This window comes from Microbacterium sp. ZXT2-5 (assembly GCF_055329545.1).
This window is the reverse complement of record NZ_JBUZWD010000001.1, coordinates 1,283,977-1,297,910: the sequence shown is the minus strand read 5'-3', so window position 1 is coordinate 1,297,910 and position 13,934 is coordinate 1,283,977. Positions and strand designations below refer to the sequence as shown.

General features: G+C 70.0%; 9 protein-coding genes. 1 reads left to right on the top strand and 8 read right to left on the bottom strand.

Annotated elements, in window-relative coordinates; genetic code table 11:
- Positions 1 to 462 precede the first annotated feature (462 nt).
- Entirely contained in the window at positions 463 to 690 is a 228-nt protein-coding gene (locus tag ACZBH1_RS05575; RefSeq protein WP_463645769.1) for an RNA-binding S4 domain-containing protein, read from the top strand.
- 99 nt (positions 691 to 789) lie between these two features.
- Here ACZBH1_RS05575 and ACZBH1_RS05570 read toward each other — a convergent pair whose 3' ends face one another.
- From ACZBH1_RS05570 to ACZBH1_RS05535, 8 genes are all read right to left on the bottom strand, one after another.
- A complete protein-coding gene (locus ACZBH1_RS05570; RefSeq protein ID WP_463645768.1) occupies positions 790 to 2,952 on the bottom strand; it encodes an alpha/beta hydrolase-fold protein in 2,163 nt (720 codons plus the stop codon).
- Between the two features lie 536 nt (positions 2,953 to 3,488).
- Positions 3,489 to 7,754, bottom strand: coding sequence for a hypothetical protein (locus tag ACZBH1_RS05565; protein ID WP_463645767.1), 4,266 nt, complete (start codon positions 7,752 to 7,754; stop codon positions 3,489 to 3,491).
- Positions 7,755 to 8,010: 256 nt separating this feature from the next.
- Entirely contained in the window at positions 8,011 to 8,448 is a 438-nt protein-coding gene (locus ACZBH1_RS05560) for a hypothetical protein (RefSeq protein ID WP_463645766.1), read from the bottom strand.
- Between the two features lie 338 nt (positions 8,449 to 8,786).
- The gene (locus ACZBH1_RS05555; protein ID WP_463645765.1) at positions 8,787 to 9,827 is read right to left on the bottom strand and encodes a serine hydrolase domain-containing protein; all 1,041 of its coding nucleotides are present in this window, start codon (positions 9,825 to 9,827) and stop codon (positions 8,787 to 8,789) included.
- Between the two features lie 63 nt (positions 9,828 to 9,890).
- The gene (locus ACZBH1_RS05550; protein ID WP_336393889.1) at positions 9,891 to 10,562 is read right to left on the bottom strand and encodes a VOC family protein; all 672 of its coding nucleotides are present in this window, start codon (positions 10,560 to 10,562) and stop codon (positions 9,891 to 9,893) included.
- A gap of 44 nt (positions 10,563 to 10,606) precedes the next feature.
- Positions 10,607 to 11,323, bottom strand: coding sequence for a glycosyltransferase family protein (locus ACZBH1_RS05545; protein WP_378879532.1), 717 nt, complete (start codon positions 11,321 to 11,323; stop codon positions 10,607 to 10,609).
- Positions 11,320 to 12,702, bottom strand: a complete 1,383-nt coding sequence (locus ACZBH1_RS05540) for a PIG-L family deacetylase (protein ID WP_463645764.1) — start codon at positions 12,700 to 12,702, stop codon at positions 11,320 to 11,322. The genes ACZBH1_RS05545 and ACZBH1_RS05540 overlap by 4 nt, the downstream gene beginning before the upstream one ends.
- Positions 12,702 to 13,841, bottom strand: coding sequence for an acyl-CoA dehydrogenase family protein (locus ACZBH1_RS05535; protein WP_463645763.1), 1,140 nt, complete (start codon positions 13,839 to 13,841; stop codon positions 12,702 to 12,704). Before ACZBH1_RS05535 ends, ACZBH1_RS05540 begins: the two co-directional genes overlap by 1 nt.
- Positions 13,842 to 13,934: the final 93 nt, after the last annotated feature.

Genomic DNA, 13,934 nt, shown 5'->3' with positions numbered 1-13,934 from the left:
ACGACATGGAGCCCGCGCAGGCGAACGTCGAGCCGGTGGACGTGGAGCCGGTGGACGTGGAGCCTGCGGATGCCGCTGAGCCGGCGAATGCCGGTGAGCCCGGGGATGCCGGGGCCGACGGCGAGGGCGAGGTGCCGGTGATCGAGCAGGGTCCCGACATCGAGGTGTCGGAGTCGGCTGCTGCGCCGGCGGAGGCGACGCCGAGTTCGGACGAGACCGGCGAGGCCGAGGCATCCGACGATGTCCCCGCGGAGCCTGCCGCGGCGCCGGACGAGGAGGCGGACACCGCGACTGCGGAGACCTCAGCGCCGCTCGAGCGCGAGAACGAGACCGGGGACGCGCATGATCCGGACCGGCGCGAAGACGACGGGGATCGCACCCACGGCGACGGCTGAGTCGCGGGTCCGCCCGGGCGACCGCCCCGGTTGAAGAGCCGGCGGGAGCAGCGGCTACGATTCGGGGATGACCAACCCGGCTCGCATCGACGACGTCTCGATCGGCGGGGAGGCGATCCGTCTCGGGCAGTTCCTGAAGTTCGCCGGGCTCCTCGACTCCGGAGGAGAGGTGAAGGAGGCGATCATCGACGGCGCCGTGACGGTGAACGGCGAGGTCGACCGACGCAGGGGGCGCCAGCTCCGCCTCGGTGACGTCGTCGGCTTCGAGGGCCGCCGGGTTCGCCTCTGCGCGTGAAGTCCGATCCGCCTGCTGTGCGAAGCCGGTGACCCGTGAGGGCGAGAATGCGGTTCTCGCCCTCACGGGCCGTCGTGTCACCCGATTGCGCCCGAGGCGTCAGCCCTGGAACAGGCGCGGCAGCAGGTCGATCAATGACTTCTGCCACACGTCCCAGCTGTGCGGGCCGGGGATGATCGGTGCGAACTCATGCTCGACACCGCGGTTGGTCATGCTGCTGATCAGGCTCAGCGTCGCTCCGTAGGTGAAGTCCTGGACGTCACCGGAGTAGATGCGCAGCAGCTTGGTGCCTTCGTTGATCGCTGCGACGTCGGCGCCGGCGGGAACGCTGCCGAACGCCGACATCCCGCTGATGTACGCGAACTCACCCGGGTGCGCCCACAGCGTGGTGAGAGTCGCACCGGAGCCCATCGACAGTCCCGCGAGGGCCCGGTCTTCACCCTCGCTGCTGACGTTGTACTGGGCCTCGGCTGCCACGGTGATGCGCTGCGTGATCTCGTTGGGGAAGTTCACGCCGTTGCCGTTGGCCATGACGACCACCATCGGCACGATGTTGCCCTTGGCGTAGTGGTTGTCCAGGATCTGGGCGGCGAAGCCGACCTCGATCCAGTCCGTCCACGTCTGTCCGCCGCCGTGCTGGAGGTAGAACACCGGGTAGGGCTCTTCACGCTCGGCGTCGTAGCCCGGGGGCGTCCACACGTACGCGGAGCGCTCGGGGTTGCCGTTCGCCGTGCTCGTGTAGTTCATGACCTCGACGCTGCCGCGCAGCTCGGGCGCGACCGGGGTCGTGTACTCGCCGCGCAGCGTCTCGTCACCGGGCACCTGGAACGTGCTCCAGTTGGGCTCGGAGAACACCGTCGTCGGGTTCGTCTCGTCCTTGTGGTCGACACCTTCGACCACGAACTTGTAGTAGTACGAGCCCGCCTCGACCGGCATCGTCAGGCGCCAGCGGCCGTCGTCCTGCTTGGTCATGGGCGTGCGCGGCCAGCTGCCGGCAGGGCCGAAGTTGCCCCACACCGTCACGTTGTTCGCGTCGGCGAACTCCGTCCCGGTCTCGAAGGTCACGACGCCGTTCTCGTCGATCCACGGCGTCGGAGTGGTGCCCGGGGCCGGGAGCGAGTGCGGCTCGAGCGGGAGGTGGCCTTCACTCGGACCGGTGTCGCCTGGGGCCTGGAACACCCGCTGCGCGAAGTCGTGCAGGTTCTTCTGCCAGGTGTCCCAGGTGCCGCCGGTCTCGGGGTCGGAGCCGTCCGACTGGAACTTGACGCCCGCGGCACCGAGCTTGTCGGCGAGGGCCACCGTCGGGTTGTAGTTCGGGTCGGTGACGTTCCCGACGTACAGGCGGATGAGGTCGGTCGCGTCGTTGATCTGCCGCGCCTTGCCCTTGCCCACGTTCTGCTCGAGGTCACCCGAGAAGGAGCCCACGTTCGAGAACTCGCCCGTGGCGCTGACCAGGAGGCTGAGAGCCTGCTCGGCGCCACGCCCGATACCGGCGATCGCGCGGTCATCGGCGTCGCCCGAGATGTTGAACGCCCCCTCCGCAGCCGGGAGCAGGTTCTTGACCACCTCACCGCGGATCTCATCCGTCTCGCCGTCGCCCATCACGACGACCATCGGCTCGGCGTCCCCGTCGACCGTCAGATTGTCGAGGATCTGCTTCAGCCGCCCGAGCTCGACCCATTCGCGATAGCTCTGACCCTCGTCCTGGAGGAGGTAGAGCACCGGGTACGGCTCCGCGCGGTTCTCGTCGTAACCCGGGGGCGTCCACACGAGGGCCGACCGCTCGGCGCCCGCGACGGAGCTGTCGTAGCTGAGCTCCTCGAGACTCCCGCCCGCGGGTTCGTCCGCGAGCCACTCGGCGCCCGGGCCGTCGACGAACAGCGTGTTCCACGTCGGCTTCGACGTCACCTCCTGAGCGCTGGCGGGGTTGCGGAACGCAATGGCGTCCTCACCCCACGACGGTCGTGCCGAGTACTGGTAGTAGTACAGACCCGGCTCGAGCGGGCCGATGGTCGAGGTCCAGTTGCCTCCGCCGGACCCCATGTTCAGGGTCGTCCAGGTCTTGCCCGGCGCGAAGTTGCCTTCGACCGCCACCACCGAGCCCGCGATGCCGGTCGCCGGCTGAATCGCCGAGTTGGGAACCGTGAACCGGTAGACGTCTGGGACGACGTTGTCGATCTCGGCGACCCACGGGTCTTCGGCGGCGGCGGCCGGCTGCGCCGTGAGGAGGGTAGACACTCCCAACGCGGCCGCAGTGGCCATCGCCACCAACACACGACGGGAGCGCTTCTCAGTGCCCCGCCCTTGATCTGTCCACATCACCTTTGATTTCCTCTCGTGTGACCTCCCGCATGGCGTCATGCGGGAGCCTTGCCCGCCGGGAGGGATGAACCGCCGGCGGAGCGGCGACGAAGCTCCGCGTGTGCGGTTTACAACGTCGTAAATTCCCTACCCGCCCATCGTGATGTCCCGGGCGAGTGAAGGTCAAGAGAAATTTGCAACGTTGTACAGAACCCGCATCAGGACGAGGCGCGAATCTCGGGTGGTGGAACGCGTGCGCCTATCCCGCCGCCGGCGAGCTGGCGCCGCTCGGTGAGCGAGAGGACGTGAACCTCGTCACACGGCGCCGCAACCGCGACGCCCGCATCGTCGCCAGCGACGAAGCGGAGGTCATCACGTCCGGCCGCCTGAGCGGCCGGACCCCCGGCCGATATGCCGGGTACCTGCGACAGCACGCGACCGGCCTCGCACGCGACGCCCCGGAACTGCGATCCGGTCGCGCGGCGGCATCCGGCTCGTCACGGCTTTTTGCCCGTCCCTCCCTTGACGACGATCGACGCAGAGTTTGCGTTGTTGCTCGAGTCGGGATCGGCGGTCGAGCTGGTGACGGACGCCGAGTTCAGGATCGTGCCGACACTGCCGCTCGCCTGCGCCTCGATGACGAACTGCACTGTGGCACCCGCGGGCAGCGGGTCGGCCGTGCAGGTCACGCGGTGCGTGGTCTTCGAGTAGGTGCACTGCGGAGACACGTACTGGACGACCAGCTTCTTGGCCGTCAGCGGCAGGACGTCGACCACGACGATGTCCTGGGCGTCCGAGGGCCCGCCCGTGCCGCAGTTCGGCGTGGGCGTCGACTGCGCGTCGGACTCGCACCCCGTGTCGTTGTGCACGGTGAGGGTGTAGACGATCACCGGCGCCGGATTCCCGGAGCGCTGCTCGGCCGTCTTGTCGATCCACACATCCGCAGCCGTGTTCACGTCGGTGGACGCGTTCGCGGTGTTGTCGGCCGGATCGGGATCCGGCGTCGCCGACGACACTGTTGCGGTGTTCTGCAGCACGGCGGTCGGCGGCAGCGAAGGATCGACCGTGACCGTGAGATAGATCGTCACGCTCGCGCCGGGCTGCATCGTGCCGATGTCGCAGACGACGGTGCCGGGCTGCACGAGTGCGCAGATCGTGGCGCCGTTGCCGTCGACGCCCTCGACGAACGACGTGCCGTCGGGGAGGTCATCGGTGACCTTGACCTCTGTGGCCGTCGACGGTCCCCCGTTCGCAACGGTGATCGTGTAGGTGAGGTCGTTGCCCGCGAGGACGGGGTCGGGGGTGTCGGTCTTGGTGATCGACAGATCAGCCGAAGCCGCGACGTCCGTCACGACCGTATCCAGGTTGTCGGACAGGTCGTTGTCGAAGACATCGGACGATACCCGGGCGTCGTTGTGCAGCGCACCGGTGAAGCCAGGCAGGATGTGCGCCTGGATCGTCATCGTCCTCGTCGCGCCGGAGCCGAGGTTTCCGAACGAGCAGACCGTCGGCAGCGCGGCATCGCCGGGTACGCCGGCGTTGCACGACGCACCGTTCGACCCGCTGACCGACAGGATCGTGACGCCGGCCGACAGCACATCGCGGATGACGACGCCCGTGGCCGTCGACGGTCCGTCGTTCCTGATCGACAGCGTGTAGGAGATATCGGTTCCCGCGGTCGCGGTTGCCGGGCCGGTCTTGTCGACCGACAGGTCCGACACGGCCCTCACGCTGATCGACTCCTGCGCCTTGTTGTTGGCTGCCACCGGATCGGGTGTCGGCGAGGTCACTGTAACGACGTCGTTGATGTCGACGGCCTCGTTGGCGGACACCTCGATCGTGACCGAGGCGCGGCCGATGGACGACGCGGACGCCGCGTCCAGGTCGCCGAGCTGGCACGTGATGACACCGTTCACCGGCGCCGTGCAGCTCCCCTGGCTCGGCGTCACGCTTCCGATGGTGAAGGCGCCGTCGCTCAGGTTGGCGTCGGTGAGCACGATGTCGCGCGCCGACGACGGTCCGAGGTTGTCGACGAAGACCGTGCAGATGCCGGTCTGTCCCGCCGGCAGCTGACCGTCCGGCTTGCACACCTTGGTGACGCTGAGATCTGCGCGCTCCTGGACGAAGGTCCGTTGCGTGTACGAGTTGTTCGAGAGATCGTCGTCGACGCTCGCACCCGAGACGGAGACGACGTTCTCGATCAGCATCGTGCCGTCGTCCTCCGCGACGACGGTGTCGGCGTGTACGCGGGTCTTGATCACGAACGAGCTGCTCTCGCCCGCCGGGATGTCGCCGACGGCGCACGTCAGGCGATGTTCGACGGCGGCATAGCTGCAGCCTCCGTCGTCCGACAGGTACGCCACCTGGTCGGGCAGATCATCGACGACGACGACGCCGGCGGAGGCATCCGGACCGTCGTTGCTGACGGTGACCGTGTAGAACAGCTCCTCGCCGGCGATGACCGGGTCGGGGGAGTCCGTCTTGGCGACACTCACGTCGGCGACGGGGATCGCGTCCTCGATTTCCTCGACGAGCCAGCTGCCGCGACCCATCGTGCCGACGAGCAGCACGTCATCCGTCTCGTCGACGTGCAGGTCGAACGCGATCGTGTTCGGCAGGTTGCTGCCCAGCTCGGCCCAGACGCCGAGGTTCTGCGTCTGCGAGACGAAGACGCCGGTGTCGGTCCCCGCGAGCAGGGCGAGCGTATCGATCCCCGGGACGGGCAGGACCTCGAGTGAGCGGACATTCGCACCAGGCGCGACTGAGGCGAGGTTGCCGGTGATGTCGGTGAACGTGCCCCCGGCGTCGACGGTGCGGAAGACCTGGGCGCCGGCCGCGACGAACGCGTCGGCCCAGTTCTCGGGGTTCAGCACGATGTCGCTGGTGTTGCCGCCCGTCCAGCCGGGCAGCTGGGCCGGGGCACCCGCGCCGGCGCTGCGCAGGAAGAGCTGACCGGAGTTGTCGCCGAACCAGAGCACACCGGCGTTGTCCGACCCGCCCGCGCGACCACCGTAGGCGATCGCCCGGGTCGTGCCGGTGAGGCCGGTGGCGATGATGTTCAGGTTGTCCAGCGAGTCGGTCGACTCGTACACGCGCGTCGACGACGACACGATGAATCGGGTCTGGTCGAGCGTGTTCATGGCGAGGGGGGTGTACAGCGGCATTGTCGAGTTGCCCGCACCATCCACCTCGAATGCCTGGATGGTCTGACCCTGTCCGACCACGTTGAATCCTGGCGCGCCGTTCACACAGACGTTGGCGGCGGTGCACGTACGGCGCAGGAACGACCCTGCCCCGAAGCTGTTGGAACTGCTGAACCGCACCGACGCAGCACCCGAGTCGTTCGCGGCCACGAAGCCGCCGTCGCCCTGGCTGAGCTGAACCCAGCTGGGGTTTCCGGCAGCCGACTGCTCAGTCGCTCCGGTGTCCTGGTCGCCGCAGAGGATCAGGTCGCCCACGCTGTCGTAGTCGCAGGAGTGGTGTTCCGCGATCTGGAGGTTCCCGTTGATCGACTGCCAGCGGCCGTTGGTCGTCGACGGGTCGGTCTGGCGGGTGACGCCGCCGTCATCCGTTTCGAGGATGTCGCCGTTGACGTCGAACACCATCTCGCGCGAATCCGCGTGAGGGGCGCTGTTGTTGGCGGTGCCGTTGTGCGTCAGCGGTGTGCACTGGCTGTTCGCGGCAAGCGACGCGTCGCAGCGGAAGAGGCGTCCGCTGAAGGTGTTGGCGCCGATCGAGTTCGGGAAGGTTCCGGTGTTCGGGCCGCCGTTGAGCGGCTGCCGGTCGCCTCCGACGTAGACGAGGTTCGCGTTCGCCGGATCGGCGACGATCGAGAAGTGCACGCCCCCCTGGCCGCCCGGCTTCTCGCGCGGCTGCAGGCCGACGACCACGCCGCCCTCGTTGGTGACGGGGGTGTCGAGCTGGGTCCAGTTCGCGCCCTGGTTCGCCGACCGCCACAGCCCATTCAGCTGGCCGTTGTTGACCACGCCCGCGTACACGACGTTGTTGCCCGCGGTGTTGTGGACGGCGAGCTCGAGGTTGTTCGTGCCTGCGTTGTTGATGCCGGTGACCTGATTGGTCACGTTCGTCCAGTTCGCGCCGGTGTCGACGCTGCGGAAGATTCCCTGCTGGGTGCCCGCGTAGAGCACCGCGTTGTTGGACCGGTCGCCGACGAGGTCGAACACACCGACGTTCGGGAGGCCGCTCGTGCCATTGCCGGACAGGCGGACGAAGGTCGTGCCGCCGTTCGTGCTGCGGAAGATGCCGCCCTGACCCGCGCCGATGGCATTGGTGTTGGAGTTCGAGGCGACCACGATGGTGTTGCCGCGAGGCGCGACTCCCGAGATGCTCTCGCCGGTGAGCGCGGCGGCCCCGAGCGGGGTCCAGGTCGTGCCCCCGTCGGCTGTGCGGAGCAGTCCGGTCTGCGGTCCCGAGATCCGGCCGAACGAGCTGACACGCCCGATGCCGGCCAGCAGGACGGTGTTGGTCGCCACGGTCGGGTCGAGCTCCAGCGCGCCGATCGAGAGGCTCGCCTGCTGATCGGTCAGCGGAGTCCAGGTGGGCGAGGCCGCCGTTGCATTGCCTGTTCGCCAGACGCCGCCGTTGACCGTCCCGATCCACGCGATGTCAGCGTCGGCGGGATGAGCGACGATCGTGTGCACTGCACCGGAGACCTCGTTGTTGGGCGTGACGTTCTCGACCTGACCGCCCGTGATCGGGGCAGGGCCTTGGGCCTCGTAGTCCGCGTCGATCGTCGCCGCCATGGCGGGCGAGGCGATCAGGCCACCGGCCACCAACGCCAACGCCGCGACCACTGACGCGAATCTTCTGACTCGAATCCGGCTTGTTCCGATCGACTTCCGAATCGCAGGCGCGACAAAGTGCTCGGTCATGTCAGTCCCCTAATAGCGCTCGCGGGAGCATTGGAATCGGCCTGTGACGAGCGCCTGACAGGGCACACCATAGACCTGGCTGTTCGCGCTGTCTACGGGAAGTGTTGTGAGTTTCGCGCGGGCTCGCCTACCACGGCTGGGGTTCGCTCTTTTCGGTCACGTCGAACTGGAACAGGTCGGTTTCGCGGCCACCGAGCACCTGCCGAACGAGGACTCCCTCGAGCGTGTAGGTGGCATCAGCGGTCCAGCCCGCGCACGCCGGGCGGGCGTCACCGCTCTCGTCACAGGCGACGCGGACGCCGTTCTCCATCAGGGGCAGCGCCCTCGAGGTGTCGGCGGCGATGAACGTCCGCTGCTCAGGACCGACCAGGTATCCGAGGAGAGTGCACTTGGCGGTGGACGACCCCGGCGGAGGGCACTCGGGGAAGAAGAACACGTTGCCCCCGACTCGGATGCGCGCATCGAGGTGTGCCTGCGGGTCAGCCATCAGGTCTGCGTAGACGACTTCCGATGCCGCTTCGGCGCTCTCGCTGTCAGACAGGCCTGAGCTGTCGGGATCATTCATGACATCCTCACCGCCCTTAGAAGAGGTCGCAGACGGGGTCGGTCCTGCGGCGCCGCTCTCCGGCGAGCACGCGACGAGCAGGCAGGCGATCACGATCCCCGTCGCCGATGCGGCGGCGATCAGGCCGCGATGACGTCGGCTCGCTCCGAGAGGGGGACTCGATGCCCCCTTGCCGGCGCGTACTGCACACCATCGCCGCGCTGCGGCATCCATGAGCCCATCGTGCGCTCGATCCCTTCAGCGATCAACCGTGGAGCCGCCGCGTCACATGTCGCGCGACCGTCAGAGGGATTCGGAGGTGGGACCCGAGCGGGGACCCTTGTGCGCCGGGGTACGCGCTAGTTCTCGTCGGGGAACCTGCCCCGGACGGTTCCGTCCATGGCGTCGGCGAGGGCGTAGATCACCGGCCAGGCGCCCTCCGAGCTGTTGCCCAGCACCGTCACCGTCGTGCGGGTCTCCGGGATGTGGGTGGACCGGAACGACGCGCCCGCGTCGTAGCCTTCGAGGATCAGCGACGAGTTGCGGCGGCCCAGCCACAGCCCCATCCCGTATCGCTTGTGCTCCGATGGCACATCGAGGCGAGGACGGGTCATCTCGGCGAGCGTGTCTGGCGCCACGATCCTGCCGTCCAGGAGTGCGTTCCAGAATCGGTGCAGGTCATCGGCGGTGAAGTACATGCCGCCGTCGCCGTTGCCGCGTACCGGGAGGTGCAGCACGTTGGTGCGGTCGCCCTCCCCCTCCAGGTAGCCGAGCGCGGCATCGCCCGGGAGGTCGTCGGAGCGGAGGAAGGCGGACCCGGTGAGACCCGCCCGGTCGCAGATTTCCGTGTGGACCAGGTCGTGGAAGCCGCGGCCGCTGACGCGCTCGGCGAGAAGCGCGAGCACCACGTAGCCGCCGTTGCAGTAGGAGAAGCGCTCGCCGGGCGGGAACTTCTGCGGGAAGCCGTCGAGGGCGGGGAGGAACCCCTCCGTCTCGGCGAGCAGATGCAGCGGCAGGGAGAAGATGTAGTCGTCGATCTCTCCGTCGCCCTCCTCGTCGAGGTAGTCGCCGATACCGGACGTGTGCGTGAGGAGGTGCTCGACGGTGACCCTGTCGTCGATCAGCGGCAGGTCGTCACCGAGCAGGGGACGTACGGGATCCGCGAGGCCGAGCATGCCGTCCTCGACGAGTCGCATGATCACGAGCGCGGTGAAGCCCTTGCTTCCGCTCGCGGCCGAGATGCGGGTGCTCGGCGTGTTGCGCACCCCGAGCGCGCGGTGCGCGAATCCCTCGCAGCGCTCAAGCGTGCGGGTGTCTCCCTCATCGATCGTGAGCACACCGGTGAACGACTCCGCTGCGATGGCGGCGTCAAGCGCCTCGGCGGTCAGGGGAACGCTCATGGTCGGGCCTCCGAAGCCTTGGGGGACGACTGTGCCCAACGTAGCCCCCGCCGCGTCGTCGTGTCAGCGAGGTGCGTCAGCCCAGGCGGCGATGTCCACGCCGTGGTTGTCGGGCGAGGCGAGCGACCACCACGCCGGAGCGTGGGTGTCGTCGGCCAGTCTCCCGCCGGCGGCGAGGGCGGCGTCCACTCGCGCCTGCGCCTGGTCGGCGGGCACATAGACGTCGAAGTGCGTGCGGCCTCGCGCCGCGACGTCGCCGGCGATCGGGTTGAAGGCGAGCTGGGGTCCGCGGCGCAGCGGGTCGACGGCATCCGTGTCGCCCCACGCGGAGTAGCCCAGCGCGGCCAGGAAGAACGGACGGACGTCGGCCCGTGAGTTCTGGGCGACGTAAACGCCGATGGATTGCACGCGCGAGGGTTCGGCGGCCAGCCGGAGCTCCGCGGCCGCCTCGGATACCTCCGCCGCGAACGCGATCGCCGCCGCGGGGATGCCGTCGTCGTCTGCCGGGATGCGCACGACGACCCCTTCCGGGCGCAGGTCGACGTCCGGGTGGACCCCGTACCGTTCGGCGGCGGCGACGATCGGCGCGATGAGCTCCGCTGCCTGTGAGAACGACGCGGCGGTGAAGACGGCCTCGGGACCGAAAGGCGTGACCGGCCAATCCGCCGTCTTCTTCGCCCGGCGGAAGTCGGTGGTGGAGATCCGTTCCGATGGGCCTGTCGGCGATTCGTCCATGACAGCTCCTTCACTGTTGTTCCGGTTCCGGTCGACGCGACCGTCTATTCCGAGGCGTCGCGTGCGAGATCTGTCGCCTGCTGGCGCAGGTACCCGGCATACCCACCGGGCGTCCGGCCGGTCAGGCGGCCGGACGTGATGACCTCGGCCTCGTCGCTGGCGACGATACGCGCGCCGCGGTTGCGGCACCGCGTGACGAGGTCCACGTCCTCGTGCTCACCGAGCGGCGCGAACCCGCCGGCGTCGAGATAGGTGCGCGCGCTCAGCCCGAGGTTCGCGCCGTGGACGTGCCCGTTGGGTCGGCCACGCGTGTGGGTGCGCAGCCAGAGGGCGCGCTGCGCGACCGACAGGTCATCGAAGTCGGGCCGTACGGTGCCGACGCACAGGTCCGCGATCCGCGAGATCTCGCGGAAGTGCGTGAGCCACCCTGCGGGCACCCGCGAATCGGCGTCGGTGCTGGCGATCCACACCCGCTCGAGCGGGACGCCCGCGAGCGCGTTCAACGCGTGGGCGATGCCGGCGGCGCGGGCGGCGCCCACCCGGCCGGCGGTCGAGACGAGCGTGGGGAACGCGAACTGCGCGGCGACGTCGGCGGAGGCATCCGTGCACCGATCCAGCACGATGCGCACCTCGGTCCTGATGCCGGCCGCCGACCCGCGGTCGACGGCGACGGCGAGGGCCGACAGGGATGCCTCGAGCAGCAGCTCTTCGTCGCGGACCGGGACGGCCACGACCATGACGTCGGCCTGCCGGCGGCTCATACGAGTCCCTCGGCCTCGGCCACCGAGCGCGCGGGACGCCGGGCGAAGACCTCCAGCACGAAGTCGCGCTCCTCGTGGCGGACGATCGCGTCCCACGCCGCGACGCGATGGAGCGCCTCGTGCACGTCGTCGCCCGCCTGCGGATACGCGGCGACCGGGTGACGCCAGTGACAGGCGACCAGCCGGCCGTCGTCGGCGAGCGACCCCTCGATCAGCGCGATCGTGCGCTGCAGGTCCGACGGAGAGAGGTAGTAGCCGACCTCTGACAGGACGATCGTGTCGAAACGGCCCTCCGGCCAGTCCGCCGGGACGCTACCGCGGCGGAGCGACACCCGCGCACCGTCGCCGAGGCGGGCGCGGGCCGTCTGGAGGGCGGCGGCCGCGGCATCCATCGCGATCACGTGTCTCGCGCGGTCGGCGAGCTCGCGGGTGAGCATTCCGGTGGAGCAGCCGATCTCGAAGACGTCGCCCAGCTCGGCGGTCGGCAGCGTCGCCATCAGCACCGCCCGCTTGCGCCGCTCGTACCACCGCGACTCGAATCCCCACGGGTCGTCGCCGTTGCGCCGGTAGAAGTCGTCGAACCAGCGGGCGTCGAGACTCTCCTGGGAATGCTCGAGGGCGCCCGGTTCGACCACGAAGAGCTCGACGTCGCGGTCGAAGTGCTCCAGCATGCCGGCGTGCAGGAGCGCCTCGTCGCCGGGCAGATCGGACAGCGGCGCCGTCTGGGTGGTGTGCGACGCCAGTGCCTGCCGCTTCGCGCGGCGCTCGCCGTCGTCGAGGGCGAGTGCGACCAGCCGTTCCCAGGGCAGGTCCGCCGGCGTGCCCCAGTGCCACGCCCACACCGGATACCCGAGCAGCGTGAATCCGCGACGGGCGGCGATCGCCGCGGTGACCTCGGCGGCGATCCGGTGGTCGCGGTGGCGGTCCTTCGCCCACGGAGCGGCGACGACCACCCGATGCGGGTCCACGGCCGGCACCTCGTCGAGGACGGCGCCGAGGCGCTCGCCGAGTTCGCCCTCGACCCGGTCGAGGCCGCCGTCCGGCAGGCCGAGGAAGGTGACCTCGGCGTCGGGCGCCAGCAGCCCGACGGCCCGGCCCACCTCCTCGCGGCGTAAGCGCGCGAGCGTCGCCTGGTCGTGCGTGGGGGATTCCGGGTGGGATGCCTCGCCGTCGGTCGCGATCACCACGACGATCCGCGCTCCCCGCCGGGCGGCGCGGGCGAGGAGCCCACCCGCGCCGAGGGTCTCGTCGTCGGGATGCGCGGCGACCACGACGAGCTGCTCGAACGAATCGTCGAGTCGACGGAACGTGCGGCGCGCCAGCTCGTCGCGCCAGACCGACTCGGCGGTGCCGTCGTCGAGGTGGCTGAACGGCGCCATCAGTCGCGCTCGCCCTCGATCGCGAGGCGTCCCAGCCGTGCGGCATCCCGCAGCCCGTGGTGCTGCCGGAGGTACAGGTGGAGGTCGGCCACCCTGCGTGCGTATGCGGCATCCGACACCAGCGGGCCCGGGCCGAGGGCCGAATCCGCCTCGGCGAGAACGGTGGTCGCGGCGCCGACGACGGTCGTGCGGACGCGCTCGGCCAGCAGCCGGGGGTCCGGGACGGACCCGCCGTCGATCAGGGCGGCTGCCTCCCGCAGCGCGGCGCGGGCGCCCCAGAGCGCGGCATCCGCTCGCCCGAGGTGGACGAGGGCGATCTGGTCGGCGCGCTCCGACGACGCCGCCGCGCGAACGGCGTCGGCGATCCCGCGCGCACCGCCCCACCAGCAGGCGGCGACCGACATCCCGCCCCACGCGAAACCCGGGCGCGAGAGGTACCAGCCGGCGGCGCCGACCGGGACCGCGCGGGCCCCGTCGAAGTCGACGGGCGCGCTGACGATGTCGGGCAGGCCGCGCGCCACCCAAGGCCCTTCGTGCGGGTGCACCTCCGGCTCGCGCAGCGCGACCGCGAACAGACGGCGCTCCTCGCCGACGAAGGCCGTCACCAGGGCGTGGGACAGGTGCGCCGCGAGGGAGCACCACGGCTTGGTGCCGGTGAGCCGCCACCCCGAGGACGTCTCGCCCGCGTCCACGCGCATCCCCGGCCCTTCCGCCGCGAAGACGCCCCACGACGAGGACTCATCCACCCCGATATCCCGGACCCGCCACGGATCGGCGCCGGAGGCGAGATCGGTGCCGGCCTGCCGAAGGATGCTCAGCGCATCGAGGTGGGGTTCCAGGACGCGGGCCGCTGCGACATCGCGTGCCGCGGTCGCCGCGAGGAGGTCCCACAGCTCCGTCGTGCGTCCGTCGCCCGCGGCGGGGGCCTCACGTCCGACCCGCACGCACCAGTCGATGGTGGCCGGGATGTCGCGCCCGAGGTCCGGGATGCTCACCGCCTCGGCGAGGGCCTCTGCGCACCACCGGTCGCGGGGGAGGCCTGGCGCGATGAGTGACCGACGGTCACGTTCGTCGCCGGCCGTCAGCGTCTGCTCATCCGGCGAGGGGTCGCGGAGGACCGGATCAGTCGTTCGTCCCACGATCGTGCGAACCTCCCAGGTGCGGCGGGGCCTCCTCGGAGCGTACGACGCGACGCCCGGCGCACGGTGGTCTTGACAACCGTCGCCCTATGT

Coding starts and splice junctions, on each gene's coding strand:
- ACZBH1_RS05570 (WP_463645768.1), bottom strand. CDS start 2,952: ATGGCCACTGCGGCCGCGTTGGGAGTGTCTACCCTCCTCACGGCGCAG.
- ACZBH1_RS05575 (WP_463645769.1), top strand. CDS start 463: ATGACCAACCCGGCTCGCATCGACGACGTCTCGATCGGCGGGGAGGCG.
- ACZBH1_RS05565 (WP_463645767.1), bottom strand. CDS start 7,754: ATGGCGGCGACGATCGACGCGGACTACGAGGCCCAAGGCCCTGCCCCG.
- ACZBH1_RS05540 (WP_463645764.1), bottom strand. CDS start 12,702: ATGGCGCCGTTCAGCCACCTCGACGACGGCACCGCCGAGTCGGTCTGG.
- ACZBH1_RS05545 (WP_378879532.1), bottom strand. CDS start 11,323: ATGAGCCGCCGGCAGGCCGACGTCATGGTCGTGGCCGTCCCGGTCCGC.
- ACZBH1_RS05555 (WP_463645765.1), bottom strand. CDS start 9,827: ATGAGCGTTCCCCTGACCGCCGAGGCGCTTGACGCCGCCATCGCAGCG.
- ACZBH1_RS05560 (WP_463645766.1), bottom strand. CDS start 8,448: ATGAATGATCCCGACAGCTCAGGCCTGTCTGACAGCGAGAGCGCCGAA.
- ACZBH1_RS05550 (WP_336393889.1), bottom strand. CDS start 10,562: ATGGACGAATCGCCGACAGGCCCATCGGAACGGATCTCCACCACCGAC.